This window comes from Caballeronia sp. M23-90, from assembly GCF_053574605.1.
The window spans coordinates 16,915-40,560 of record NZ_JBSIPA010000011.1; the positions used below are offsets into that span (position 1 = coordinate 16,915).

The 23,646-nt window shown below is 59.6% G+C and carries 19 protein-coding genes; 12 read left to right on the plus strand and 7 right to left on the minus strand.

The features are described from left to right. Positions 1 to 77: 77 nt before the first annotated feature. On the minus strand, positions 78 to 1,241 hold the full coding sequence (locus ACRXB1_RS02490; protein WP_449490988.1) for an acyltransferase family protein: 1,164 nt from the start codon (positions 1,239 to 1,241) through the stop codon (positions 78 to 80). 300 nt (positions 1,242 to 1,541) lie between these two features. Between ACRXB1_RS02490 and ACRXB1_RS02495 the strand changes: the two genes are divergently transcribed. Together ACRXB1_RS02495 and galU (ACRXB1_RS02500) are read left to right on the plus strand one after the other, a co-directional pair. Continuing rightward, on the plus strand, positions 1,542 to 1,685 hold the full coding sequence (locus ACRXB1_RS02495; RefSeq protein WP_162915992.1) for a hypothetical protein: 144 nt from the start codon (positions 1,542 to 1,544) through the stop codon (positions 1,683 to 1,685). Positions 1,686 to 1,833: 148 nt separating this feature from the next. Beyond that, on the plus strand, positions 1,834 to 2,763 hold the full coding sequence (gene galU, locus ACRXB1_RS02500; RefSeq protein ID WP_062167451.1) for a UTP--glucose-1-phosphate uridylyltransferase GalU: 930 nt from the start codon (positions 1,834 to 1,836) through the stop codon (positions 2,761 to 2,763). Between the two features lie 51 nt (positions 2,764 to 2,814). Here the strand turns inward: galU (ACRXB1_RS02500) and ACRXB1_RS02505 are convergent, their stop codons facing one another. Continuing rightward, complete coding sequence (locus tag ACRXB1_RS02505) at positions 2,815 to 3,405, minus strand: phosphatase PAP2 family protein (RefSeq protein ID WP_172811945.1); 591 nt, start codon at positions 3,403 to 3,405, stop codon at positions 2,815 to 2,817. Positions 3,406 to 3,488: 83 nt separating this feature from the next. Beyond that, a complete protein-coding gene (locus ACRXB1_RS02510) occupies positions 3,489 to 4,661 on the minus strand; it encodes a GlxA family transcriptional regulator (RefSeq protein ID WP_236873361.1) in 1,173 nt (390 codons plus the stop codon). Between the two features lie 304 nt (positions 4,662 to 4,965). On the opposite strand from ACRXB1_RS02510, the gene galU (ACRXB1_RS02515) reads away from it, so the two are divergent. Further along, a complete protein-coding gene (galU, locus tag ACRXB1_RS02515) occupies positions 4,966 to 5,925 on the plus strand; it encodes a UTP--glucose-1-phosphate uridylyltransferase GalU (RefSeq protein WP_082771313.1) in 960 nt (319 codons plus the stop codon). A gap of 219 nt (positions 5,926 to 6,144) precedes the next feature. On the opposite strand, the gene ACRXB1_RS02520 is transcribed toward galU (ACRXB1_RS02515), so the two are convergent. From ACRXB1_RS02520 to ACRXB1_RS02530, 3 genes are all read right to left on the minus strand, one after another. Further along, entirely contained in the window at positions 6,145 to 6,594 is a 450-nt protein-coding gene (locus ACRXB1_RS02520; protein ID WP_062000954.1) for a GDP-mannose mannosyl hydrolase, read from the minus strand. 314 nt (positions 6,595 to 6,908) lie between these two features. Continuing rightward, entirely contained in the window at positions 6,909 to 7,076 is a 168-nt protein-coding gene (locus tag ACRXB1_RS02525) for a hypothetical protein (protein WP_155524231.1), read from the minus strand. Between the two features lie 143 nt (positions 7,077 to 7,219). Continuing rightward, positions 7,220 to 9,448: a hypothetical protein gene (locus ACRXB1_RS02530; protein ID WP_082771312.1), complete on the minus strand. Its 2,229-nt coding sequence runs from the start codon at positions 9,446 to 9,448 to the stop codon at positions 7,220 to 7,222. 1,346 nt (positions 9,449 to 10,794) lie between these two features. On the opposite strand from ACRXB1_RS02530, the gene ACRXB1_RS02535 reads away from it, so the two are divergent. From ACRXB1_RS02535 to ACRXB1_RS02575, 9 genes are all read left to right on the plus strand, one after another. After that, on the plus strand, positions 10,795 to 11,796 hold the full coding sequence (locus ACRXB1_RS02535) for a GlxA family transcriptional regulator (protein WP_062000096.1): 1,002 nt from the start codon (positions 10,795 to 10,797) through the stop codon (positions 11,794 to 11,796). A gap of 126 nt (positions 11,797 to 11,922) precedes the next feature. Next, positions 11,923 to 13,437, plus strand: a complete 1,515-nt coding sequence (locus tag ACRXB1_RS02540) for a mannose-1-phosphate guanylyltransferase/mannose-6-phosphate isomerase (protein WP_062167449.1) — start codon at positions 11,923 to 11,925, stop codon at positions 13,435 to 13,437. A 44-nt stretch (positions 13,438 to 13,481) separates the two neighbouring features. After that, complete coding sequence (locus ACRXB1_RS02545) at positions 13,482 to 14,858, plus strand: undecaprenyl-phosphate glucose phosphotransferase (protein WP_062000094.1); 1,377 nt, start codon at positions 13,482 to 13,484, stop codon at positions 14,856 to 14,858. 16 nt (positions 14,859 to 14,874) lie between these two features. Continuing rightward, positions 14,875 to 16,056, plus strand: a complete 1,182-nt coding sequence (locus tag ACRXB1_RS02550; protein ID WP_082771311.1) for a polysaccharide biosynthesis/export family protein — start codon at positions 14,875 to 14,877, stop codon at positions 16,054 to 16,056. Between the two features lie 87 nt (positions 16,057 to 16,143). Beyond that, positions 16,144 to 18,375 (plus strand): polysaccharide biosynthesis tyrosine autokinase, encoded by a 2,232-nt coding sequence (locus ACRXB1_RS02555; RefSeq protein WP_062167447.1) that lies wholly within the window; start codon positions 16,144 to 16,146, stop codon positions 18,373 to 18,375. A gap of 70 nt (positions 18,376 to 18,445) precedes the next feature. Beyond that, positions 18,446 to 19,564 carry a GDP-mannose 4,6-dehydratase gene (gmd, locus tag ACRXB1_RS02560; RefSeq protein WP_062000092.1) on the plus strand — a complete coding sequence of 373 codons (1,119 nt, stop codon included), beginning with the start codon at positions 18,446 to 18,448 and terminating at the stop codon, positions 19,562 to 19,564. A 7-nt stretch (positions 19,565 to 19,571) separates the two neighbouring features. Next, positions 19,572 to 20,528 carry a GDP-L-fucose synthase gene (gene fcl / locus ACRXB1_RS02565; RefSeq protein ID WP_062000091.1) on the plus strand — a complete coding sequence of 319 codons (957 nt, stop codon included), beginning with the start codon at positions 19,572 to 19,574 and terminating at the stop codon, positions 20,526 to 20,528. A gap of 57 nt (positions 20,529 to 20,585) precedes the next feature. Then, on the plus strand, positions 20,586 to 21,728 hold the full coding sequence (locus ACRXB1_RS02570) for a glycosyltransferase family 4 protein (protein WP_062000090.1): 1,143 nt from the start codon (positions 20,586 to 20,588) through the stop codon (positions 21,726 to 21,728). A gap of 150 nt (positions 21,729 to 21,878) precedes the next feature. After that, positions 21,879 to 23,213 carry a glycosyltransferase WbuB gene (locus ACRXB1_RS02575; protein ID WP_062167445.1) on the plus strand — a complete coding sequence of 445 codons (1,335 nt, stop codon included), beginning with the start codon at positions 21,879 to 21,881 and terminating at the stop codon, positions 23,211 to 23,213. A 75-nt stretch (positions 23,214 to 23,288) separates the two neighbouring features. On the opposite strand, the gene ACRXB1_RS02580 is transcribed toward ACRXB1_RS02575, so the two are convergent. Next, the coding region (locus ACRXB1_RS02580) for a hypothetical protein (RefSeq protein WP_449490989.1) at positions 23,289 to 23,646 on the minus strand (358 nt) is incomplete at its 5' end.

The following is a 23,646-nucleotide window of genomic DNA, read 5'->3' on the forward strand; positions in this document are numbered from 1 at the left end:
TCATCCGTTGAGCGGCGGTCGGCTGGTCGTTTATAAACATCCGTGCGCTGTTTGGCAACGGCCTCACCGCCCTTCACCTACCTCCGCTTGAAACTAGCCGACCAATGCATGGCAGGCCGTTCTACAAGCATATAAAACACGAACCCCACCGCCACCGGCACGATCATGAACACGAACGACGGCCAGATCGCGGTCTGCAGTGTCGAGCGGAACAGCAGCGATCCAAGGAAAATCAGAATCGGAATATGCACGATATACAGCGAGAAGCTGAACTCGCCGAGCCATGAAAATCCCCGTACGGGCAACGAATTTCGCATGGGTTTATCGAGTACCTGATACAGATACAGCGCGAACGCCACTGCCCAAAGCTGGAACGCCAGATACTGCGCAACCTGGAACGCGGCACATCCAGCCAACGCAACCACGAGTGCCGCACCCAGCAGTTTCCACGATCCCTTCGTCAACTTGACCGCATCCGGCGCGGCCTTCGCTTCGGCGATCCACGCGCCGAGCGTCCACGAGAACCAGTACGACGCAAACAAGATGATCTCGTGACGCTCGAACACGAGCGCGGACACCACGTTGACCACGCCCACACTCGCCAGCATCGCCTTCATGCCGATCCGCCGGCGTAGCGCAATCAAGAGCGGATACACAAGATAGAACTGCACCTCGAGCGACAGCGTCCACAGCGCGCCGTTCGACCCGAATGTCCCGCCTGCTACACCCTGCAGCGAAAGCAGATTGACGATAAACAAATGCAGGTCAAGCGTCCCGATCTTCGGGCTAACCGGCGAAAAGCCGCGGCTCCACGAATCGAGCACATACGTCAGCACGAGCGCCGCGAGCAGCACCGGGTAAATCCGCGCGAACCGGCGCATGAGGAAATTGCCGGTATCGAAGGGTGCGGACGGGTTGGTGAGCAGCTTGCGCGCCGTTCCACGATGAATACAGTAGCCGCTGATCACAAAGAAGATCGGCACACCGGCCGAGCCCCACGCAATCGGAAAGGTGAGGTAGCTGAAAAGCGTGTTGAGATCGAAGCCTGCAGCCGTCTTGTGAAACTGCTGGATGCCGATCCACGTGATCTGGCGGCAATGGAAATACGCGACCAGGAGCGCGGCGAAACCGCGCCACGCATTGATGGCGATGTCCTTGTCTTCCACGCTGACCGTGGCTACCCGCTCCGGCGATAACTGCAGGGAAGAAGCCGCCGGATCGAGCAGGGAGGAGTCGCTCATTAAAAACCTCATGTCCGCGATGTTTCGTTCATATAAGCGGGACCGGTCAATGCCGGGCCTACGGCGCCTTTGGGACGCGCTCACTCAGTAGGTGTCGTGAGTGTCATGTTAGTCCCGCAAATAATGGAAAAATATGCGCGGCAACCGCCTGGAAACACCTCGTACTGCGCATGATCGGGAAAAAACTCGTCGGGGTCTGTTCGAAAGGTAACGAATTAATTCGGCTGGAAACGGCGGCAATTATTTGCCGTTTTTTTTCTGATAACTTCATTTCAAACCATTCGAAAACAGGGTAACGCCATGGACATGCACGCACTCGCTGGTATTGCTGTTTTATTGGTCCTCGCCGCGGTCTCGGCGTACAGAGACGCGCTGCGCAACGATCCGATGTCGAAGATGAATGCATCAGGCATCCGTTTTCCGCAGGCTGAGGACATCGAATAGTGCTCGATTGAAACGACCGAGCTGGAGCGGGTTGTTGAATCAAAGCGGATTCTTCGTGGATAACCACGGTCATCGGCAATGCGTATGTACGAAACCGCACGAACGGCTGTTCGTGCCTCAATAAAATAATTCATTTGGGAAGCGCGCGATGCTGAAAGTCACCAAAGCCGTATTTCCTGTCGCCGGACTTGGAACGCGTTTCCTGCCCGCCACCAAGGCGAGCCCGAAGGAGATGCTGCCCGTCGTCGATAAACCGCTGATCCAGTACGCCGTCGAAGAGGCGATTGCCGCCGGCATCACGGAAATGATCTTCGTGACGGGCCGTAGCAAACGTGCGATCGAGGATCACTTCGATAAATCGTACGAGATCGAGGCGGAGCTCGAAGCGCGCGGCAAGCAGGCGCTCCTCGACGTCGTCCGCAAGATCAAGCCTGCGAACGTGGATTGTTTTTATGTCCGCCAGCCGAACGCGCTCGGCCTGGGACATGCGGTGTTGTGCGCCGAGAAGCTGATTGGCGACAACCCGTTCGCCGTCATCCTCGCGGATGATCTGCTCCACAGCAAGGAGCCGGTGATGAAGCAGCTCGTCGATGTCTTCAATCATTACCATAGCTCGGTGATCGGCGTGGAGCGCATCAACCGCATCGATAGCGCGTCCTACGGCGTGATAGAAGGGCGCGAGTGGGAGGAGGACATCATCAAGTTGTCGGGCATCGTGGAGAAGCCGCAGCCGGCGCTGGCGCCATCGAATCTCGGCGTGGTCGGACGCTACGTATTCATGCCCGGGATCTTCTCGCATCTGCGCGAGACGCCGCCAGGAAGCGGCGGCGAGATTCAACTGACCGATGCCATCGCGTCATTGCTTTCAGCCGAACAGGTGCTCGCTTACCGTTATTACGGCACGCGCTTTGATTGCGGCAGCAAGCTCGGATATCTGAAGGCGACCGTGCAACTCGCGTTGCAACACCCGGAGGTGCGGGAGGGTTTCGAGGCTTATCTGCGTGAATGCATGGCGGAGCTGATGCCGGCGCCCGTGCCCGAGCAGATCGAACAGGCGGAACTGACTGTGCTTGAATAGGACGCGGCTCGCATCATCGAATGGACCGGTGCGAGCAAAGTCCGGACAGAATCAGAAATCGAACCACCGGCATAACCACGGCGAGTAAGCGACCAGGATTTGCTGAATCGGGGCGTGATGCCCGTAAGCAATCGTCGATACAACCAGCAGCCCGAGCCCCGCGAATATCGACCCTGTCATCTTGCGCGGCTGACCGAAAAAGCGCCGCAGGAAAAACAGCGCAACGCCGCTGCCGAGGAACCATCCGGCAACGACCTCAATGGGCGTGTGTGCATCCTGTACGACCCGGCAGAACCCGATCAGCGCGCCGAGCGCCAACCCTGCCGCGGCGCCAAGCCCGTACCAGCCCGCGCGCCAACTCCCGGCCAGCAATCCGAACGTCACGCCCCATACCGCCGATGTCAGCATGGTATGGCCACTGATCACGCGAAAATCGAGCGATCGGACTTCGATGCCGCAGCCCGCATAGAGAATCTTGTTGATCCCGACCAGCGCCAGCGCGGCGCCAAGCGATGCAATCCAGACCAGCGCCTCGCGCTTGTCCGTTGCCCGCAGCCAGATCGCGCATCCCGCCGCGACCGGAATGGTCACCGCCACGTCACCCAGGTTGGTGAACATGGCCATCAAGGTGGTACTTGTCATGCTTCCCCCGAAAAACGCGCGCCGTGCTGCGACCGAAAACGTCGCGCACGGCTTGTCGCGCTGTGCTTTTACATCGTATCTATTTAATCTTCTGCTGCTTTCCTGCGTCCGGCAAGCCGGTATTCCGTCGGCGAGATAGACAGGCGTTTGCGAAAGATCTTCGCCAGTCCGTCGCCGCTTCCCGCGCCGCATCGGCGTGCAATCTTGTCGACGGGCAGGTCGGTCGCCGCGAGCAACATGCAGCTTGCATCGAGCCGGGCGCGCAATAAATATTCCGATGGCGTCAGCCCGATCTGCGCCTTGAACCGGCGCAGGAAGTTGCGCTCGCTCATGGCGGCGACACGCGCGGCATCGGCGATGGAAATAGGGCGGATATAGTTCTCACGCATCCAGCGCGCGGCTGCGTCGATTTTTTGCCGCACGCCGCCCACGTCGGTGTCTTCGAGCACGGCGGACAGCTTCGGCCACGCGCCGGGGATCGATCGCTCCGATACTTCCCGCGCCAGCGCCGGACCGTAATCGCGCTTGATGATCGACAACGCGGCTGCGATCGGACCCTTGGGGTCATCGAGCGTGAGCGTCTGTTCCGCAATGAACAACGAGCTCGTCAACGCGGACGCCGCTGCGGGGTCCTCGAAGTCGGGCGCGCGATTCTGCAGCGACAGGTTCGCCGCGGCGAGAATCTGCGAGCCTTCGCCGATTGCCTTCACGAAGGAAATCTTCGGCGCGACGCGGCTCAAGCGGCGCAGCAACTGCGTGTCGAGTTTCGCGCGCTGTGCGCCCTCTCCGCCGGCAATGAACAGCGCATCGCAATCGCTCATCCAGCGTGTGTCGAGACTTTCGGTCCAGATGCGCATGGAGCAACTGCTGGCAACGCTGCCGCCATCGCTCGATAAAAACAGCAGCGCATAGTCCGGCGTCTCGCCACCCTTGATCGCGGCTGCATCCGACAGTTCGTGAATCTCATTGGCGAGCGAAAACACTTCGGAAATCGAACTGACTTCGACAAGCGAAAAATCTTCGAAGATAAGAATGCCGATTCGCTTGGGTGCCGGCGTGCCTTCGAGTCTGGCTTCGTGCATAACGTCTTGCATTGCGTCGTTGGCAGTTTCGTGTGCCGGATCCTGGCTGGGGGCGGACAGATCGTGTTCAGTTGCATCGGGCGATGATTGATCGTGCAGCTCGTGCGCGAGTGCGATATCTGCACCGGTCGGGCGCACAATCTGCAACCGGCTCATGCCATTGGCGTGTCCCATCAACTTTCTCCGTTGTCGGTCAGAGCGGCGGGTATTTGGTCTCGTATGCGTCGCACTATACGCGGCGATGATGATGCGTCATATCAGTCGTCTGAAAAGCACGAGATGTTGGCAGATGGTTTCGATATTCGAGTAATAAGCTGGCCCTTAGTGATCGCTAGTGATCGAAATTGCGACGCGCATGGCGCACGAGCGTGATGCGTTCGCCAAGCCACATAAGCCACATAAGCCACATAAGTCAAACAAGTCACACTCACTAGAAATCCTGGCCCGCTCGCGAGCGCCGGACAAACAAGGGGCGGATATGCTGAAAGTACGCAAGGCGGTGTTTCCCGTCGCAGGACTGGGAACGCGTTTTCTTCCTGCAACGAAGGCAAGTCCGAAAGAGATGCTGCCGATCGTCGATAAACCGCTGATCCAGCACGCGGTGGAAGAAGCGGTCGCCGCAGGCATTACGGAAATGATCTTCGTCACGGGCCGCGGCAAGCGCGCCATAGAAGATCACTTCGACAAGTCATATGAAATCGAAAGCGAGCTCGAGGCACGCGGCAAACGTGAGTTGCTCGACCTCGTGCGCAACATCAAGCCGTCGCATGTGGACTGCGTGTACGTGCGTCAGGCCGAACCGCTGGGCCTTGGCCACGCCGTGCTGTGCGCTGAAAAGCTGATCGGTAACGAACCATTTGCCGTGATGCTCGCCGACGATCTGCTCGACGGCGAACCACCCGTCATGGCGCAGATGGTCGAAGTGTTCAATCGATATCACTCGTCGGTGCTTGGTGTCGAGGAGATCGATCCGAGCGAATCAGGATCGTATGGCGTGATCGACGGGCGTCAGTGGGACGATCATCTGTTCAAGATCGCGCGTGTGGTCGAGAAGCCCGAACCGGCGCTGGCGCCGTCGAACCTCGGCGTGGTGGGGCGGTATGTCTTGATGCCGCGCATCTTCCAGCATCTGCGCACGCAGAAGCCGGGCGCGGGCGGTGAGATCCAGTTGACCGATGCAATCCAGGCGTTGCTCGCTGACGAACAGGTGCTGGCGTATCGGTACAAAGGCAAGCGTTTCGATTGCGGCAGCAAGCTCGGCTATTTGAAAGCGACTGTCGAGTTCGCATTACGGCATCCGGAAGTGGCGCAGCAGTTTGACGCCTATCTGAAGGCGTTCCTTGCAAGCCGTCGCCCTGCGCCCGAAGCCGAACCCGAAGTCGAGCCGAAAGACGAACCGCCTTTGGATGAAACGCCCGAACTCGCAGTCGATGCCTGATAACGACGTCGCCGGAGTTTGTCAGCTGCAGGCAGGTCCGGCCGTGTCGGGGACACGTAATCAATTGCAGCATGTGCCGTGTTTCAAGTAGCGCTAGCCCCCCGGTGCGCGCTATGGTCTTTAGCCCGCCTCGTGCGGGCTTTTTTTCGTATGTGCATGGGCCAAAAAAAAGCGGCTCATGAAGCCGCTCGCCAATCAAGTGGACTGCGTCGCTGCGTGTTACCGAAAATAAGCCTTGGCGTTCGGATGCACGTCGTCACGACTGAGCACTTCAGTGGGCAGCAGCCACGCGTAACCGCTGTGCTGAACGAAGCGGCCTATAGGCACGGCGCCGCCGAGCGTGATGGAGTAAGCGAGCACCACATAATGCGTCTTGATGTCCGCAACGCCGGCGAAGTTGTCGTCGTAGTGGTGCTCGAATACGCCGAACAAACGCGAGGCTGAACGCTGGACGCTGGCTATACCCAGCTCGTCGCGTACCACGCGCGTGAACGCGGTATCGAGCGTTTCGCCTTTCATCACGCGTCCGCCCGGTACGAACCACATGCCTTGCGCCGGACGGTTGCGCCGCTGCCCGAGCAGCACGCGACGATTGCCGTCGGTCACGATCAGGTCGATGGACACAAGCGGTGTCAGCCGAACGACATCGAGAAAATCCGCTTCATTCAGATGAGAAGCGCTGGCAGTAGCCGGGGATTTCGCCGGGTGGGCGGTGCCGTGAGTATCGGCAACTGCGGAAAACGAAGAAAGGTCTGTCACGCTCGAAATACCTCAGTCATGGTCGTTGTTCTTGGACAGGCGTGTTCAGATACCGCTTACTGGAACACAATCATGTGGCGCCAGGACGCAAAGTTTTCCTGTGCATCGATGACTGTTCCGGCACTTAATGCAGGCAATTCAGTTTAGCGCGCGTCCAGAGCCGCCGTATTGGCGATGGACTGGCAGAAACCGACGAAAGATCGTGTTCGTAAGCCAAAAGGAAGTCAGCGCAGTTCATTCGGTACGAGCGTAGTGTTTTCAGCGTGCGTTGTGTCGGCGGGGTCGGGTGTGTCGACCGGACATGCGGTCATCACGGTGGCGCAGCCGATCAATACGGCGAGAAGAAGGTTGCTGCCGAGCGACGAAGCGCGCGATGTATCGTGTTGGTTCATGGCGATTACAACGGCATGCGCCGTTACCTCAAATGATCTTGGAGAGATCGAATTTAAGGGACGCCTGACGATGAAACTGTCGGAACTTTCGTAAAGGCCCGGCAGCTTCGTCGAAACAGTCTGAAGCGCAATGGAACATGAAGCTACCTCGCGGCATACCCCTCTGGCGCGTCGACGTTCTTCTTCATCACCTCGGCGTTCTGCGAAATGACGTACACGGGCGCTTCGGTGAGGGTCAACGCTACTCGGCCGTTTGCGTAAGGCAGCGTCGATGGATTGCCCATCATGTCGAGCACGGTGAGCGTTCCGGATGTGCCGGGTGCATCGACGGCAAGCGAATAACGCACGCCCCGCGTGGCGCTGAAGCCTGAGGCGCCGGGCCATGCGGCATTGTCATGGGTCCATAGCGCGGTCACGACCTTGCCGCCGTCCAGCCGCTGGAACGCATAGGCATACACGCCGGGCGGGGTGTCCTTGACGTGGCCTAAAGTGGTCGTGCCGTCTATCGCACGCGTCATTGCCGCCACGCCCATGGCGGCGGGTTTCGGGCTGATCTGCGTCTGGCCGAAACCGCCTTCGGCGTTCACGAGGTCGAAGAATATGCCGTACCCCACTTCGGGCGGATCGGTCGCGTAGAAAATGTAGCTCATGTCGGCGCCTTCGCCGAGCAGGATCAGATGCAGGCGTGCGACGAGCGCGCCCTGCGCATACAACACGTTCGCGGACGGCGTCGTGCTTCCGTACTTCGTGCCGATGTCATAGCTGATCCCGGACTCGGTTATGAAAAGCTTCGCGCCGGGTTTGAGCATCTGCGTCATGGTGTGGCGCAGCGTGCGCATCATGGCCGGCAAGCTTTGCGCCGCCTTTTGCGGATCGCTGTTGCCCGCCATGCGCTCGGGCGGATGCGATGGCGACGTGCCGACATCGTAATAACCGTGCGCGCTCACGCCATCGATATATTTGGCAATCCCAAGCGGTGCGAGACGGTTCAGCCACTCGGTGTTTTTTCCCAGCGATGACAACGTCAGCCCCATGACCACCGCATGCGGATCGGTCGCGTGGATAGCTTCGTACGTGGCCTTGTACATCGCGACGAGATTGGCGTCGGAATCGCGCCACGGAAGACCACCTTCATAATCAGGCTCCCAGCTCACTTGGTAGTAATTGCTCGATTGCGTCGGAAATACGGTCGAGCGCACACGGTTCGACTCTTCGCCCACGCGTTTCATGTATGCGCTGTAGTCGGTGAGCGAGGAGGGCGCGTAGCTATGTGTGTCCTTGCCTGTCTGGTTTGCCCAGCCCGGAATGCCATCGAGCTGGATCAGGCGCAGCAGGTCGCCTGGTTTAAAGAAAGGCTGGAGGTTATCGGCGGCGGCGTTGAAGGTGTTCGGCGCCTTCGGCTCCGTCATGTACCAGTTGCGGTTGTCGTTCACCCACGTGAGACCGAGGTCCGTATAGAGCGGCCGGTAGCCGTCGCCGGAACAACATGACTGACCCGGTCGCAGATATGCCGCGCCCTGACCGCCAAAGCGATGCAGGTCGACGTGCTTGTACTTGACCGGCGGCAACACGCCCGAGAGGTCGGGCAGCACGCCGAACGTAGCGATGCCTGCCGGCCGTGTGCCTTTGGACGGAAGCGTCACCGGCGACGCATTGGGAGATTCGAGCCGTGCCGAGACGGCGAAATACCCTGCTGCCTGCGAAATGCATCGGATGGACGACCCGTGCACGCCCGGCGCGACGGCAATGCGGCCGCTCGCCTTGACCGTGTTCCATGCGTCCTGGACCTGCCAGACGAGCGTGCCGGTCGATTTCGTTCGCGTGGTCAGCGTCACGTCGAACGGTTGGCGCCTCGGGAACATGCGCGTGCCGTTGCTGCCAGGGGTATCGGCTTCGACGCTGTCCGCCGTCGGGCTCGAACCGGAGATTTCAACCGGGGCGGCGGCCGTGCATTGCATCGCGAGCGGGGTGGACGGCGGCGGTGCATCGGCAATAAAGCGTGCGACGCCGCTCGGTTTCGAGCTTGTTTCCACCCAGCAACGCTTTGTCGCGCCCGGAGCGGGGTCGTCGAAAACGCCGTTGTCGCAGCCCGTGCCGCCGGTGAATGTCTTGACCGAGTGTTTTTCGGGCGTGCCATAGAGCACCTTTCTGGCGCCATCGAAGGAGCATCGCTCGTATTCGGCTGCGCATGGCGTCCACAAGGCGCCGTCTATCTTGACCGTATCGTCCGACGGCTCCGCATCCTGGGCGGCTGCCGACTCCCCGCGGCAACTTGATACCGCCACGGCCAGGATGCAGATCAGCGCGATCCTCGTGCGTCGGGCGAGCGTGCGGCCCGCACGAACCGGATGTGTTGTCGATGTCGTTTTCATTACGCCCCGAAGTTCAAAGCTGGATGGTCCGGACTGCGGCCTAAGTGTTTCCACCGATGAAAAGGCCGTTTCGCCACCTTCGTGCTACTTGGATGAAACGTTTTTGGCCCGTTTGCCGTCCGGTACCTTGTCCTGATGAAACCCCCGAAACTTTCGATACTGCAACGCAGCAAAAAGGGCCACATTTGCGCTGCTGCAACCGGTTGCCGGCGTGCCGGGGCCCATCGAATAAGGCTTTTTAATGTGCTGAGGATAGGCGAGGCGAAACAATCGCGCCAGTCATGGCGATGAACGTTGGCGGATGCTCACTGCATTGGGCTGCCCAATCGTATATGGATGGCGGGATTGCGCGACCACGTGTCTGATCCGGCGTGGCCGGGTGGTCCCAAACTGTAAGGAAAGACGCGTAACTAATCTGTATCAAATCGCACGACGCACTCAAGTGGAGGTTTGCGACCGGTCTATGTGGGCAGCCCCACACAAGCCCGGTTGAAGACCGCTTCAATACAGGTGGTATCGAATTGGTTGGAGTGGGCCGGACTGAACCGCCAGAGGTTCGCTTGTTTACGCCACTGCGCAAGCGACTCCGACGCGCTTACGGACCGTCGCACCCTGTTTGTCCGAGGGCGATTGCCTTCTGGCACTGTTTGTCAGGCGAGTTACATAATTTCATAGGATTAATGGAATTCGTTACTCGCATGAAACGCGATTATGTGGAATTTATCGTGTATGGGAATGTATGTGCGCCACCGCACTTTTAAAGTTTGTGTTGCTAATCGGAAGACGGGATTAAATGCGCCGCATAACGCTTGTAATTTAATTTGAAGTGGTTATCTCAGTGCGTTCCGCCACGGTTTAAACGCCAGCTACTTACGGTGTAATTCGCTAACCAGCTTTTTCGATGTATCACGGACGATACGTTTACACCGTCCAGTGCTTGAATCGCCTTCTTCGACAAGCTGCGGACACGCCGGAAAGCCCCGCGGCGCGTGGCTTCAGAAACCGCGCTGAGCGTTGATTTGTATGACGTTGGCAGGTTTTGACTGCCCTGTCCGATATGCGCTATCTGGTCCAACTGGCATTCGTCTTGCAATGTCCTATTCGAAATCAATTCGCCCCCCGCCCATTTCGTTGTGTTTGAAACGAACGGCCGTATTGGAAAAGGGGTGAATGATGGCCAGCGCACGCATTGAAAGGATTTGAATGGCGACGCCGGAATTTTTCCGCCAACATCTCGCTACTTTCAGTCACGACAACCTAATAAAACTTGAGGGTGTCTATGATGCACCGCAATGAGAACGCACTATCCAATCATGTTGGATTCAACAAGTTCGCAGGGGAATGCCATGCCTTACGCCAGTCTTGAACCCGCCGTAATGGGCTGGCTGCAACCGGCTCCCAGAAGCACGCAAGCCGAGATCCGCCGCATCGCGATCCTGCTGTACGACGGATTCTCGCTGCTCGGCGCCGGCATCGTCGCTGAGGTCTTCCATGTCGCAAACGAACTGGCGGTCCTGAAAGCCCGGAACGACTGGAACTACGACGTACGTTTCCTTTCCGTCGAAGGCGGCAACGTGGCGTGTTCTTCGTCGGTGCGCGTCTGGACCGACGGGCTCGACGCGCGTCATTACGGCGGCTTCGACGCGTTGTTCGTGGCCGGCGGCAAGGGCGCGGACAACGCAGCGGGCGATGAACGCATCGTTGAATGGCTGCGTCGCGTTCATTCGAAGACGACCGTGGTCAAGTCAATTGCAGAAGGGCGCAAGGTGCTCGACGCAGCCGGCATTGGTCACGCGGCGGAATCGCAAATCCGCATCGGACATTCGATGATGAACGCAGTTCGCGAAGAGCAGGCAAGCGAAGCCGGTGATCGCTATGAATCCATGAAGGGCGCGCTGCTGATGATCAAGCGCGATCTGGGTGTGGACGTGGCGCGCGGCGTTGCCGAACGTTTGATGCCGGGCTCGGCTTCAAAGCTGGTGCCGTTACTCGGCGACAGCGGCACGGCTTCTGCCGGCGACAAGATTCGCGCGGCTGCCCGCTGGCTGCAGGACAACTGCGAACGGCCGATCTCGGTGGTCGACGCCGCGCAAGTGGCGGCCATGAGCGAGCGCAATTTCCTGCGCCGTTTCAAGATCGAGATGGGCATCACGCCGTCGGACTATCTGCTGCAGGCGCGCCTTGCCGTGACGTGTACGTTGCTGACCGACTCCGAACTGCCGGTCGACAAGATCGCGCGTCGCAGCGGCATGGGCAACGGCGATCGGCTCGCCAAGATCTTCCGCAAGCGCCTTCTCATTTCACCTACCGAATACCGGATGCAAAGCCGCCGCGACGCGGGCGTCTGATCAGACACAGGCCATAGACGTGCAGGACGGCTCGAACCGGGCCGCGCCGAATCATCGGTGCAGCGAGCGCAATCATAATGCGCAGCTTCACCCGGGGAAGACGTTCAAGAAGATAGGATTACTAAAATGAACACGAAGGTGAGGCAGGGAGAAGGAGACGTAGTCACGGGCGCCGAAGGATTGCCGGCTGACTGCCGGCGTCTCGTTCAGGTGGTCCTGGCAGGCGGCTCAGGCACGCGCTTGTGGCCCGTATCGCGCGAAAACTTTCCGAAGCAACTCATTGGCGTTGTAGGCGCCGAGTCCTTGCTGCAAGCAACCGTATTGCGCATGAAGGGTTTTCCCGCTGCATGGGATGTTGCTGCGGAGCCTGTGATCGTATGCGGCGAAGAACATCGCTTTGCCACGGCTGAACAGGTTCGCGACAGCGGCGCGAGCGCGCGGATCGTGGTCGAACCTGCGCGCCGCGATACGGCGCCCGCACTCACGCTCGCAGCGCTCACCGCTTGCGCTGACGGCCAGGACGCGATCCTCGTTGCCATGCCTGCCGATCACGCGATTGCAGACGTGCCGGCACTGCATGCTGCCATCGATACCGCCGCGCGTCACGCGCAAGCCGGCGAGATCGCCACGCTCGGCATTCCGCCAACACGACCGGACACCGGCTTCGGCTACATCCGTCTGGGCGACGCGCTGGAAGACGGCGCGCATCGCATCGACCGTTTTGTCGAGAAGCCGGCAGCCGAACTCGCCGCGCAATACGTCGCATCCGGTAATTTCTGGTGGAACAGCGGCATCTTCATTGTGCGTGCATCGGTATGGCTTGCCGCTCTCGAAAAGCTCCAGCCGGAGATGTACGCGGCATGTGTCTTGTCGCACGAACAAGCGATTAACACTGACGAATACTTGCGTCCATGTGCTGCATCGTTTCAGAAATCGCCATCTGACTCCATCGATTATGCGGTGATGGAGCATCTCGGCAAGCCCGATTCGCCTTTCATGGGTGTGGTCGTGCCGCTTCAAGCCGGCTGGTCGGATCTCGGCTCATGGGATGCGGTCTGGGATGCGATGGACAAGGACGATCAAGGCAACGCGTCAAGCGGCCGGGTGTTGTTCGAAGGATCGACCGCAAGTTATGCGCGTTCGGAAGGTGGCAGGCTGGTCGCGTGTGTCGGGACGAACAACCTGATCGTGGTCGAGACCGATGACGCTGTTCTTGTGGCTGACCGCTCACGCGTTCAGGACATCAAGGGCCTCGTGTCGCGGATCAAGCGCGAGAAGGCGCCCGAAGCCGATACACACAGAAAGGTTCGCCGTCCCTGGGGTTTTTACGATTCCATCGACCATGGCGAGCGCTTCCAGGTTAAACGCATCGTGGTGAATCCGGGTGCGCGCCTGTCGCTGCAAATGCATCACCACCGCGCGGAGCATTGGATCGTTGTGAGTGGCACGGCCCTCGTGACGCGCGGAGAAGAAGAGTTTCTGCTGAGCGAAAACGAATCGACCTACATCCCGCTCGGTGTGCGTCATCGCCTGGAAAACCCGGGTCGCGTGCCGCTCGAAATCATTGAAGTGCAGTCAGGGACCTACCTCGGCGAAGACGACATCGTCAGATTTGACGACAAGTACGGCCGGTGCAGTTAATTAACCGTCAAGCGAAAGATTTGAGCGGTTCGGGGAGAATAAAAATGCGCGGAATGACCAACCTGCTGGCGAGAATGTTCGACGTCGCGATGATCGTGGCGGGTGCGCTCGTGGCGTCGCAGATCCGTTTCGACGATGTATCGCAACGCAGCTTTTATTTGGCGTTCGTGGCTTTCGCGGCGGCGTTTTCGCTTGCCGTGTTTCCCGCGCTGGGCGTCTACGAATCATGGCGCGGCCGCTCGAAGAGTGCGCTCGCCGGACAGGTCGCGTTGAGCTGGCTCATTGTGCAGGCTTGCGCGATGGTGCTGATGTTCTCGCTTCACCGCATCGACTTCGTGTCGCGTCTCTGGTTCGTGTACTGGACCGGGCTGGCGGGTGCCGGAATGATCGCGGGCCGCATGGTGACCCATACGGTGCTCGGCCGGGTCCGCAACGCGGGCCTGAATCTGAAGCAGGTGGCGGTTGCAGGCTGCGGTGATCATTGCGACGAGATCGTCCGCAAGATCGACCTGGCACCGGCCGCTGGTTTTCGTGCGACGGCGGCCTACAACGTACAGACTGGCGCCAAGCTGAATACCCGCGTGCCGGTCTTCGAAGATCATGAAGCGTTCGCCAATTATGTCCGCACGCAGAACGTGGGCGAAGTATGGCTTGCGCTGCCGCTGACGGAAGAACGCACGATCCTCAAGCTCGTCGACGAATTCCGCAACGACCTTATCAATATCCGTTTCATGCCGGACGTCCGCACGCTTTCGCTGTTCGAAGGCAGCGTGACGAACCTGCTCGGCGTGCCGACCATCAATCTGGCTGCTTCGCCATTGCCACCGAACGCGATGATGCAAAAAGAGATCTTCGATCGCGTGTTCGCAGCAGCAGCACTCATTGCCGTAGCGCCGGTGATGATCGCTTGCGCGGTCGCCGTCAAGATCAGTTCGCGTGGCCCGGTGTTCTTCAAGCAGCGCAGAAAAGGCGCCGATGGCCGTGTCTTCAGCATCTACAAGTTCCGCTCCATGCGCATGCACGTGGAGAAAGAAGGGGAGTTGCGGCAGGCCACGCGCAACGATCCGCGCATCACCCGTGTTGGCGCGTTCCTGCGCCGCACGAGCCTCGACGAGTTGCCGCAATTCTTCAACGTGCTGCGCGGCGACATGTCGGTGGTGGGACCGCGTCCGCATGCACTCGAGCATGACGATCTTTATCAGAAAGTCGTCTCGGGTTACATCCATCGGTACCGGATCAAGCCAGGCATCACCGGCTGGGCCCAGGTCAACGGATTTCGCGGCGAGACTGATCGCATCGAAAAAATGGAGGGACGGGTTGCACATGATTTGTACTACTTGGGTAACTGGTCGTTCGGACTTGATATGAAAATTATCTTTGCGACGATCTTCAAAGGTTTGCGCCACACCAACGCTTATTGAAGCAGGGGACGACAACATGAACAGCCAACAAATATCCGGTGCCACGGCGCCGAACAAAAACAGCCATGCCGTGCCTGGAACGCGTGTGGCCCTTTCCCTCGCGATCGCTGCGATGCTTTCTGCATGTTCGCTGGCTCCTGGCCAGCACATGATCGAACCGGCTGCATTGCCTGTCACGAGCGCCGACAACGGCGACGTGACAAGCGACATCCAGATTCCGATCAAGCAGATCGACCTGACGCTGATCCGTCAGATCCGCGCGGATCAGAAGAACATGGACAAGACGACCAGCCAGCTCGGTCTCTTCGCGAAGGCGACCGGCTACAAGCTGGGACCGGGCGACGTACTGCAGATCACGGTATGGGATCACCCTGAACTCGCGGCTGCAGTCGGTCAGCCGGCGCAGAACACCAAGACGTCGGATGCGGCGCCCGGCTTCGTGGTGGACGGCGAAGGCAACGTGCAGTTTCCGTATGTGAACCGTTCAATCCACGCATCGGGCAAGACTGCCGAGCAGATTCAGCGCGAGATCTATGGCGAGCTGAGCAAGGTATTCGTGAAGCCGCAAGTCACGGTTCGCGTGGCTTCGTTCCGGTCATCGCAGGTGTATGTGGATGGTGATGTGCGTGCACCTGGTGCGCAGACCGTCAACGACATTCCGATGACGCTGACCGAAGCAGTGAACCGTGCCGGTGGTTTTGCACCGACCGCCGACCAGAGCCGCGTGACGATCACGCGCAACGGCACGGCCTACCCGGTGAACGTTGCGCAGATGATGAAGAACGGCAAGAACCCCGCCGACATCATGCTGCAACCGGGCGACATGCTGCATGTGGACGCACGCGAAGACAACACGGTCTACGTGATGGGCGAAGTGAACAAGCCTGCACCGGTTCCGCCGTTGCGCGACGGCACGCTCACGCTTGCCGAAGCACTTGCACAAGCGGGCCAGTTGAACCAGGAAACGTCGAATCCGAAGCAGCTTTTCGTGCTGCGCTCGACAGCGGGGGACACGCCGGTGATTTATCGCCTGGATGCGCGTTCGCCGGTTTCCATGCTGCTTGCGAACCAGTTCCCGCTGGAGTCGAAAGACATTGTCTACGTCGATAACAGCGGCCTGGTCCGTGCGAACCGCGTGCTGAATCTGTTCCTCCCGGCAATCAACGCGGGCCTGACTGCCGCGATCGTTACCAAGTAGTTACTGAAGCTGTGTCCGGCGCCGTCCTTTTCAAAGGCGCCGGCGCGTTTCGTTTGATCGTCTGATCGTTTGAGTGAGCGACAAAAAATGGCCATCAATTTTGAAAACCGCTATGCGGATGTAGTGTCGACGGGGGACGAGCTGCGCTTGTCCGATTACCTGGCGGCCATCTTGGGGAGCTGGCGGATCATCGTTATGGTCACGCTCGCAGTGCTGCTGCTCGGCACGGCCTACGCGTTCATTGCGCCGCCGGTGTATCGCGCCGACGCGATGATCCAGGTCACTGAAAGCCAGGCAGGCGCCAATAACAATAACAATGCGAACGCGGTGCAAACCGTTTCGCAGATGTTCGACGCGAAGTCGACGACCGCCGCTGAGATCGAGCTTTTGCGCTCGCGGCTCGTGGTCGAGGACACGGTCAACAAGCTGCATCTGGATATCACGGCACGTCCGCGTTATTTCCCGATTGTGGGCGGTCTGATCGGCGACGTTCTCGGCGCACGCAATGGCCAGGCGCCGGTGAGCTGGCTGTCGGGTTTTGCGTGGGGCAACGAAGCGATTTCGGTGCCGAAGTTCGACACGCCGAAAGAAGCGTACGACAAGACGTACATCCTGACGGCAGGCGAGGGCGGCAGCTACGTCCTTAGCGATCCTGACGGCATTGCCATCCTGAACGGCAAGGTCGGCCAGGAAGCGAACGGTTCGAGCGCGCTGGGTCCGGTGACGTTGCTCGTCGAACAGATGACCGGTGAGCCGGGCGCGAAGTTCGAACTGACGCGTGCATCGACGCTCGGCACGGTGGACGCGCTGCAAAAGCGCCTCACGGTTGCTGAGACGACGCTGCAGTCGGGAATCATCGCGTTGAGCCTCGAAGGTCATGACGCGAAGCTGACGTCGGCGATCGTGAACAACATCGCACGCCGCTTCGTCCAGCAGGACATGGATACGCGTTCCGCTGAAGCCGGCAAGACCCTCGCGTTCCTCGAGCAACAACTGCCGGAACTGCGTACGCAACTGGACCAGGCCGAGCAGAAGTACAACAACTTCCGTAACAAGCAAGGCACGGTCGATCTCGGCGAAGAAAGCCGTTTGCTGCTGCAGCAAGTCGTCGACAACAAGACGAAGCTGATGGATCTGCAACAGCAACGCGCAGAACTGTCGCAGCGCTTCACGGCGAACCATCCGTCGGTGGCCGCGCTCGATGCACAGATCGGTGCACTGCAAGCCGCGCAAGGTTCGCTGACCAAGAACGTTTCGGTGCTGCCGGATACCGAGCAGACCGCGCTGCGTCTCTTGCGTGATGTCCGCGTGAATACCGAGCTCTACACGAACCTGCTCAACAGCGCGCAGCAGTTGCGCGTCGCCAAGGCCGGTCAAGTGGGCAACGTGCGTGTGGTTGACTTCGCCGAAGCCGCTGATGATCCTGTCCGTCCGAAGCGCCTGATCGTGATCCTGATCAGCCTGGGTACGGGACTGCTGCTCGGCATCATCGTGGCGTTCGTTCGCAAGTCGCTGTTCGGCGGCGTGGAACGTCCGGAAGAAATCGAGAACCGTCTGGGCGTGCGTGTGTTCGCCATCGTTCCGCGCAGCAACCAGCAGCTTCGCCTGCAACAGAAGGTCGGTTCGCGTAGTCAGGGCCTGCACGTGCTTGCTGCGACATCGCCGGAAGATGCTGCGGTTGAAGGCATTCGCGGCTTGCGGACCTCGCTGCAACTGCAGATGGCCGATGCCCGCAACAACGTGGTGATGCTCACGGGTTCGCGTCCTGATGCCGGCAAGTCGTTCCTCTCGGTCAACCTGGCGACGCTGGTTGCATCGACACGCAAACGCGTATTGCTGATCGACGGCGACATGCGCCGCGGCGACGTTCACTCGCACTTTGGCGTGCGTCATATGCCGGGTCTGTCGGACGTGCTGATGGGTTCGGATATCGAAGCGGCCGTGCTGCATGACGTGCTGCCGGGCGTGGACTTGCTGACCAAGGGTTCGCTGCCGTCGCATCCGTCGGAACTGCTGATGAGCGACCGCATGCACGAAGTGCTCGAGTTCCTGAAGCACCAGTACGACCTCGTGATCATCGATACCCCGCCGGTTCTCGCGGTCACCGACGCGACCGTGATCGGCAAACACGCTGGCACGAGCCTGCTGGTGGTGCGCCATGGCCGCAACCAGGTCGAAGAAATCGGAGAAACCATGAAGCGCCTGAAGCATGGTGGCGTGAACATGAAGGGTGTGCTTCTCACCGACGTGCCGCAATCGAAACTGATGTCAGGCAGTTCATATACCAACTACTACGGCTACGAGAGCATCCCTGAGTGATGCCCTGGACACGTTGACGCCGCGGCGCGCGGGACGCGCCACTTTCACTGAGAAAGACGAGAGGCACAAGATGAAACACAAGGTCGCTTTGATCACCGGCGTGACGGGACAGGATGGGTCCTACCTGGCTCAGCTCTTGTTGGAAAAAGGCTATGAGGTACACGGCATCAAGCGCCGGAGTTCGCTCTTCAATACGGATCGCATCGACCATCTCTACAGCGACCCGCATGAGGACGGCCCGAAGCTGGTGCTGCACCACGGGGACCTGACGGATACCTCGAGCATCATGCATATCGTGCAGCGCACCGAGCCCGACGAGATCTACAACCTGGGCGCGCAGAGCCACGTGCAGGTGTCGTTCGAAGAGCCCGAGTACACAGCGAATGCCGATGGTCTGGGTGCATTGCGTATCCTCGAAGCGGTCCGCATCCTGGGCATGGAGAAGAAAGCGCGCTTCTACCAGGCATCGACGTCCGAGCTCTATGGCCTCGTGCAGGAATCGCCGCAGCGCGAAACCACGCCGTTCTATCCGCGCAGTCCGTATGCCGCTGCGAAGTTGTATGCGTACTGGATGACGGTGAATTATCGCGAAGCGTATGGCATGTACGCGTGCAACGGCATCTTGTTCAATCACGAGTCGCCGGTGCGCGGCGAGACGTTCGTCACGCGCAAGATTACGCGCGCCATGGCGCGTATCGCAGTCGGCCTGCAGGAGAACATGTATCTCGGCAATCTCTCGGCGCTGCGCGACTGGGGTCATGCGCGCGACTATGTAGAGATGCAATGGCTGATGCTGCAGCAGGACAAGGCGGAAGACTTCGTGATCGCAACGGGCGAGCAGCACAGCGTGCGCGAGTTCGTGATTCAGGCGGCGGCCGAGCTTGGCGTGCATCTGCGCTTCGAAGGCAAGGGCGTGGATGAGGTCGGTATCGTCGACCGGGTTGAAGGGCGCGAAACCAAACTCGTCAAGGGTGATGTGATCGTCCGCGTCGATCCGCGTTATTTCCGTCCGACCGAAGTCGAAACCCTGCTTGGCGATCCTTCGAAGGCACACGCAAAACTTGGCTGGCGTCCCACTACGACTTTCTCCGCGCTCGTCAAGGAGATGGTTCGTTCGGATTACCAGATCGCACGGCGTGACGCCCTCGTCACGCTGGCCGGATTCAAAGCCCTTGAACACCACGAGTAAAAAAATCATGGACAAAAACGCACGCATTTTTGTAGCGGGTCATCGGGGCATGGTGGGTTCCGCGCTGGTGCGCCGGCTCACCGACGCAGGATACAAGAACATCATCACGCGAACGCGTTCGCAGCTCGACCTGACGGATCAGGTGGGTGTGAACATGTTCTTCGAGAAGGAGAGCATCGACGTCGTGATGCTCGCGGCCGCGAAGGTCGGCGGGATTCTTGCGAATTCGACGCTGCCGGCATCGTTCATTTACGAAAACCTCACGATCGAAACCAACGTGATCCATGCGGCATGCCGCTGGAATGTTTCGAAACTGGTGTTCTTTGGTTCGTCTTGTATCTACCCGAAAGCGTGTCCGCAGCCGATCAAGGAAGAGTACCTCCTGACCTCCGCGCTGGAACCGACCAACGAGGCGTATGCGATTGCGAAGATTGCAGGGTTGAAGCTTTGCGAGGCTTATAACCGCCAGTACGGTTGCAAATTCATCTCGCTGATGCCGACCAACCTTTACGGTCCGAACGACAACTACGACCTGAAAAGCAGCCACGTATTGCCGGCGCTGATTCGCAAGGCGCACGAAGCGAAGCTCAACGGCGAAAGCACGCTGACGGTATGGGGATCGGGTACGCCACGCCGTGAGTTCCTGCACGTGGATGACCTCGCGGACGCGTCCGTGTTCCTGATGGAAAGCGCGCATGAGGAAGGCGTGTTCAACGTGGGCGTGGGTGAAGACCTGTCGATCCGCGAACTCGCAGAAACGGTCTGCAGCGTTGTCGGCTTCGAGGGTGAACTCGTGTTCGACGCGACCAAGCCCGACGGCACGATGCGCAAGCTGCTGGATGTATCGAAGCTCGGCAACATGGGATGGCTTGCATCGACGGGGCTCGAGCAGGGCATTCGCGCGACCTACCAGGACTTCTTGCAGCACTACGAGGTGCTGAGCCAGCAGCCGGCTCACGCATGAGGCCGGCGGTGCCTCATGCCTCGTGAAGTACACGCTACCAATAGGGATAACTAGAACATGAACGCCAGGGTCACCATTTTCCATAATGTCGTCTGGTCGCGGCATAAAGGCGCGGTCTTGTCTGCGCTGCACAATATTTCAGGCTCGGGGTCGATCAAGTATTCGATGGTGCAGATCGCCGATACCGAACATGACCGTATTGGATTTTCGGACGTGGATTATTCGTTCCACAGCTATCCGATGCGCAAGCTCTACAACGGCTGTTATGAAGACGTTCCGACCTGGCGCATGACAGCGCGCCTTACGTGGGAAGTGCTGAAGGCGAAGACGGATCTGGTCGTGCTGCCGGGTTATCACCGCCCCGAATACTGGGCGATGATGGCGGCCTGCATTCTCACGGGCAAGCGCCGCGCCGTATTCTGCGATTCCACGGGACGTGACCGGCCGCGCAAGATGCTTACGTCGATTCCGAAGCGCGTGTTCTTCTCGCTATGCGATGGTTATTTCGGCTTCGGGGAACGCAGCCGCGAATATCTGATGTCGCTTGGTGCAAAGCAGGAAAAGATTTTCATCCCGTGCCAGGCAGCAGCGTTGCCGCGTTCGTTCTCGCCTGAACGCGCGCTGGAGGACCGGATGCATTACCGCGCGGGATCGAAGCCGGTGTTCGTCTACGTGGGACGGTTGTCGCCGGAGAAGGGCATTGGCACGCTGATCGATGCGTTCCGCGGCTTGAAAGAACGTATTCCCGATGCATCGCTGCGCATTGTCGGCACCGGTCCAATGGGCGACGAACTCAAGGCCAAGGTCGCGGACATGAGCATGACGGATTCGATCACGTTCCTCGGCAGCTTGCAGGACGAGCCGCTTTCGATCGAATACTTCGGTGCGACGTGCATGGTGTTGCCGAGCATGAGCGAACCGTGGGGTCTCGTTGTCAACGAGGCGTTGAGCCATGGTTGTCCGTCGATTGTGAGCGAGAGCTGCGGCTGCGTGCCGGAACTCGTGATCGATGGTGTATCGGGTTATGCATTCCCCGCCGGTGACGTACCGGCTTTGCAACGCACGATGCTCAAGTCCATAGAAGCATTCGCCGATACCGCAGGTTCGGCGAGGCGCTGTATGGATGTGATCCAGCGTTTCGACCCGCCGTCCGCGGCCGCAAACATTGCAAGGGGCTGCGCGATGATGCTCAGCGACTGACTGCGCCATCCGCTTCCGGTTTCGACCCAACAACCAAGAGAGCCACACATGGTCGCCCCGACGCGCACGCGCCGGAGCGAGTCCCGTGAGTGATGTCTGGCATAAATCCGTTTCGCCGGAGCGCGCTTGTCCGGCGGAAGTGGAGGCAAGATGAGAATCCTAATCTACGGGCTGAACTACGCGCCCGAGCTGACGGGTACGGGAAAGTACACTGCCGAGATGGCGGAGACGCTGCAGCAGCACGGCCACGAGGTTCGTGTGGTATGCGCGCCTCCGTATTATCCGGAATGGAAAATCGCCAAGGGTTTTTCGGCGTGGCGCAATGCACGTGAAACGCGCAATCACGTGCGGATCTGGCGTGCGCCGTTATGGGTGCCTGCTCACCCGAGTGGCTTGAAGCGGATGATTCATCTTGCATCGTTTGCGGCGGCTTCGTTGCCTGCGCTTTTGAAGCAGGCAAGGTGGCGTCCCGATGTGGTGATGACGATTGCGCCGACCATGCTCAACGCGCCCGCCGCATTGATGCTCGCGAAAATGACGGGCGCTCATTCGTGGCTGCACATTCAGGATTTCGAAGTCGATGCTGCGTTCGATCTTGGCTTGCTCAAGAGCGAACGCGCGGGCCGGATCGCACGGTTCCTGGAGCGCGCGATCCTGTGCCGCTTCGACATGGTATCGACGATCTCCGACAAGATGATCGAGCGCGCGATGACGAAGGGCGTGTCGTCATCGAAGATGTTCCGTTTGCCGAACTGGGTGGACATCAGCGCGATCTATCCGTTGCAACGTGCGAACAAGTTTCGCGACGAGCTCGCCATTCCCGAGAACGCCAAGGTCGTTCTGTACGCGGGTAACATGGGGTCGAAGCAAGGCATAGAAGTGCTTGCGGGCGCGGCGCACGCGCTGGCTGGACGCGAGGACATCACGTTCGTCTTTTGCGGCAACGGTGCGACCAAAGCTGACCTGGAGAAATCCTGCGAGAACCTGAGCAACTGCAGGTTCATTGCGCTGCAGCCGGTCGAACGCCTGAACGAACTGCTCAATCTCGCCGATATCCACGTCCTCCCGCAACGCGGCGATGCGGCAGATCTCGTGATGCCGTCCAAGCTCACGGGCATGTTCGCGAGTGGGCGCGTCGTGATTGCAATGGCTCGCCCAGGAACCGAATTGCATAACGTGGTTTCATCGCGTGGTGTGGTCGTGCCGCCCGAGAATGTCGATGCGCTGGCTGCCGCGATCGAATCCCTGGTGGCCAACCCGGAGCAACGTGCAGCGCTCGGCGCAGAGGGCCGGGTGTTTGCGGAACTGCATCTGTCGCCGGCGTGGGTGCTCGGACGGCTCGACGACAAGTTGCGCACGCTCCGGGGAGAACGTGCCGGCGTGCGGACGGTGGAGCGCAAGGACGTCAAGACGGGAAATTCAGGGGTTGCCGCACCCAAGGCGAGTGCCGCGGTGAAGCTCGTGGAGATCGAGAAGATCGATTGATGTATGCCGGATTTTCAAGCCGCCCAATGCATGTTTGCCGGGCGGCTTTTCTATTTGCTGCGGGTATGTTCGTCTTCAATACGGCGACTTGTAGATCTCCATTGGCTTGCGTGCAACCTTGACGCCGTTCGCGCCGTACACGGATTGTGCGGCGGTATCGGGCGTGGCGACGATCTTGCCGTTCGCGTCCTGTACCCGAGCGCCGCGTTTCATGACGACCGTGCCCGGCTTGACAAACGATGCATTGGTTTGCGCGGGGTCCGCATTGTTGTTCATCATGGTCTCGGCAGATGTGGTGGCGGTGCCCGCTTTCGCGCCGTTTTTCGCGCCGTTGCCATTTGCGTTCGGCGCCTGGCCGTAGGGATCGGCATACCCGGCATACGATGACGGGCCCCCCAGCAGCTTGTCTTCGGCCGCGTAGTCACGCGTGCCA

Bases quoted from the DNA above. Each gene is read 5' to 3' on its own strand.
- ACRXB1_RS02490 (WP_449490988.1), bottom strand. From the start codon at position 1,241: ATGAGCGACTCCTCCCTGCTCGATCCGGCGGCTTCTTCCCTGCAGTTA.
- ACRXB1_RS02495 (WP_162915992.1), top strand. From the start codon at position 1,542: ATGGACATGCACGCACTCGCTGGTATTGCTGTTTTATTGGTCCTCGCC.
- galU (WP_062167451.1), top strand. From the start codon at position 1,834: ATGCTGAAAGTCACCAAAGCCGTATTTCCTGTCGCCGGACTTGGAACG.
- ACRXB1_RS02505 (WP_172811945.1), bottom strand. From the start codon at position 3,405: ATGACAAGTACCACCTTGATGGCCATGTTCACCAACCTGGGTGACGTG.
- ACRXB1_RS02510 (WP_236873361.1), bottom strand. From the start codon at position 4,661: ATGGGACACGCCAATGGCATGAGCCGGTTGCAGATTGTGCGCCCGACC.
- galU (WP_082771313.1), top strand. From the start codon at position 4,966: ATGCTGAAAGTACGCAAGGCGGTGTTTCCCGTCGCAGGACTGGGAACG.
- ACRXB1_RS02525 (WP_155524231.1), bottom strand. From the start codon at position 7,076: ATGAACCAACACGATACATCGCGCGCTTCGTCGCTCGGCAGCAACCTT.
- ACRXB1_RS02530 (WP_082771312.1), bottom strand. From the start codon at position 9,448: ATGAAAACGACATCGACAACACATCCGGTTCGTGCGGGCCGCACGCTC.
- ACRXB1_RS02535 (WP_062000096.1), top strand. From the start codon at position 10,795: ATGCCTTACGCCAGTCTTGAACCCGCCGTAATGGGCTGGCTGCAACCG.
- ACRXB1_RS02540 (WP_062167449.1), top strand. From the start codon at position 11,923: ATGAACACGAAGGTGAGGCAGGGAGAAGGAGACGTAGTCACGGGCGCC.
- ACRXB1_RS02545 (WP_062000094.1), top strand. From the start codon at position 13,482: ATGCGCGGAATGACCAACCTGCTGGCGAGAATGTTCGACGTCGCGATG.
- ACRXB1_RS02550 (WP_082771311.1), top strand. From the start codon at position 14,875: ATGAACAGCCAACAAATATCCGGTGCCACGGCGCCGAACAAAAACAGC.
- ACRXB1_RS02555 (WP_062167447.1), top strand. From the start codon at position 16,144: ATGGCCATCAATTTTGAAAACCGCTATGCGGATGTAGTGTCGACGGGG.
- gmd (WP_062000092.1), top strand. From the start codon at position 18,446: ATGAAACACAAGGTCGCTTTGATCACCGGCGTGACGGGACAGGATGGG.
- fcl (WP_062000091.1), top strand. From the start codon at position 19,572: ATGGACAAAAACGCACGCATTTTTGTAGCGGGTCATCGGGGCATGGTG.
- ACRXB1_RS02570 (WP_062000090.1), top strand. From the start codon at position 20,586: ATGAACGCCAGGGTCACCATTTTCCATAATGTCGTCTGGTCGCGGCAT.
- ACRXB1_RS02575 (WP_062167445.1), top strand. From the start codon at position 21,879: ATGAGAATCCTAATCTACGGGCTGAACTACGCGCCCGAGCTGACGGGT.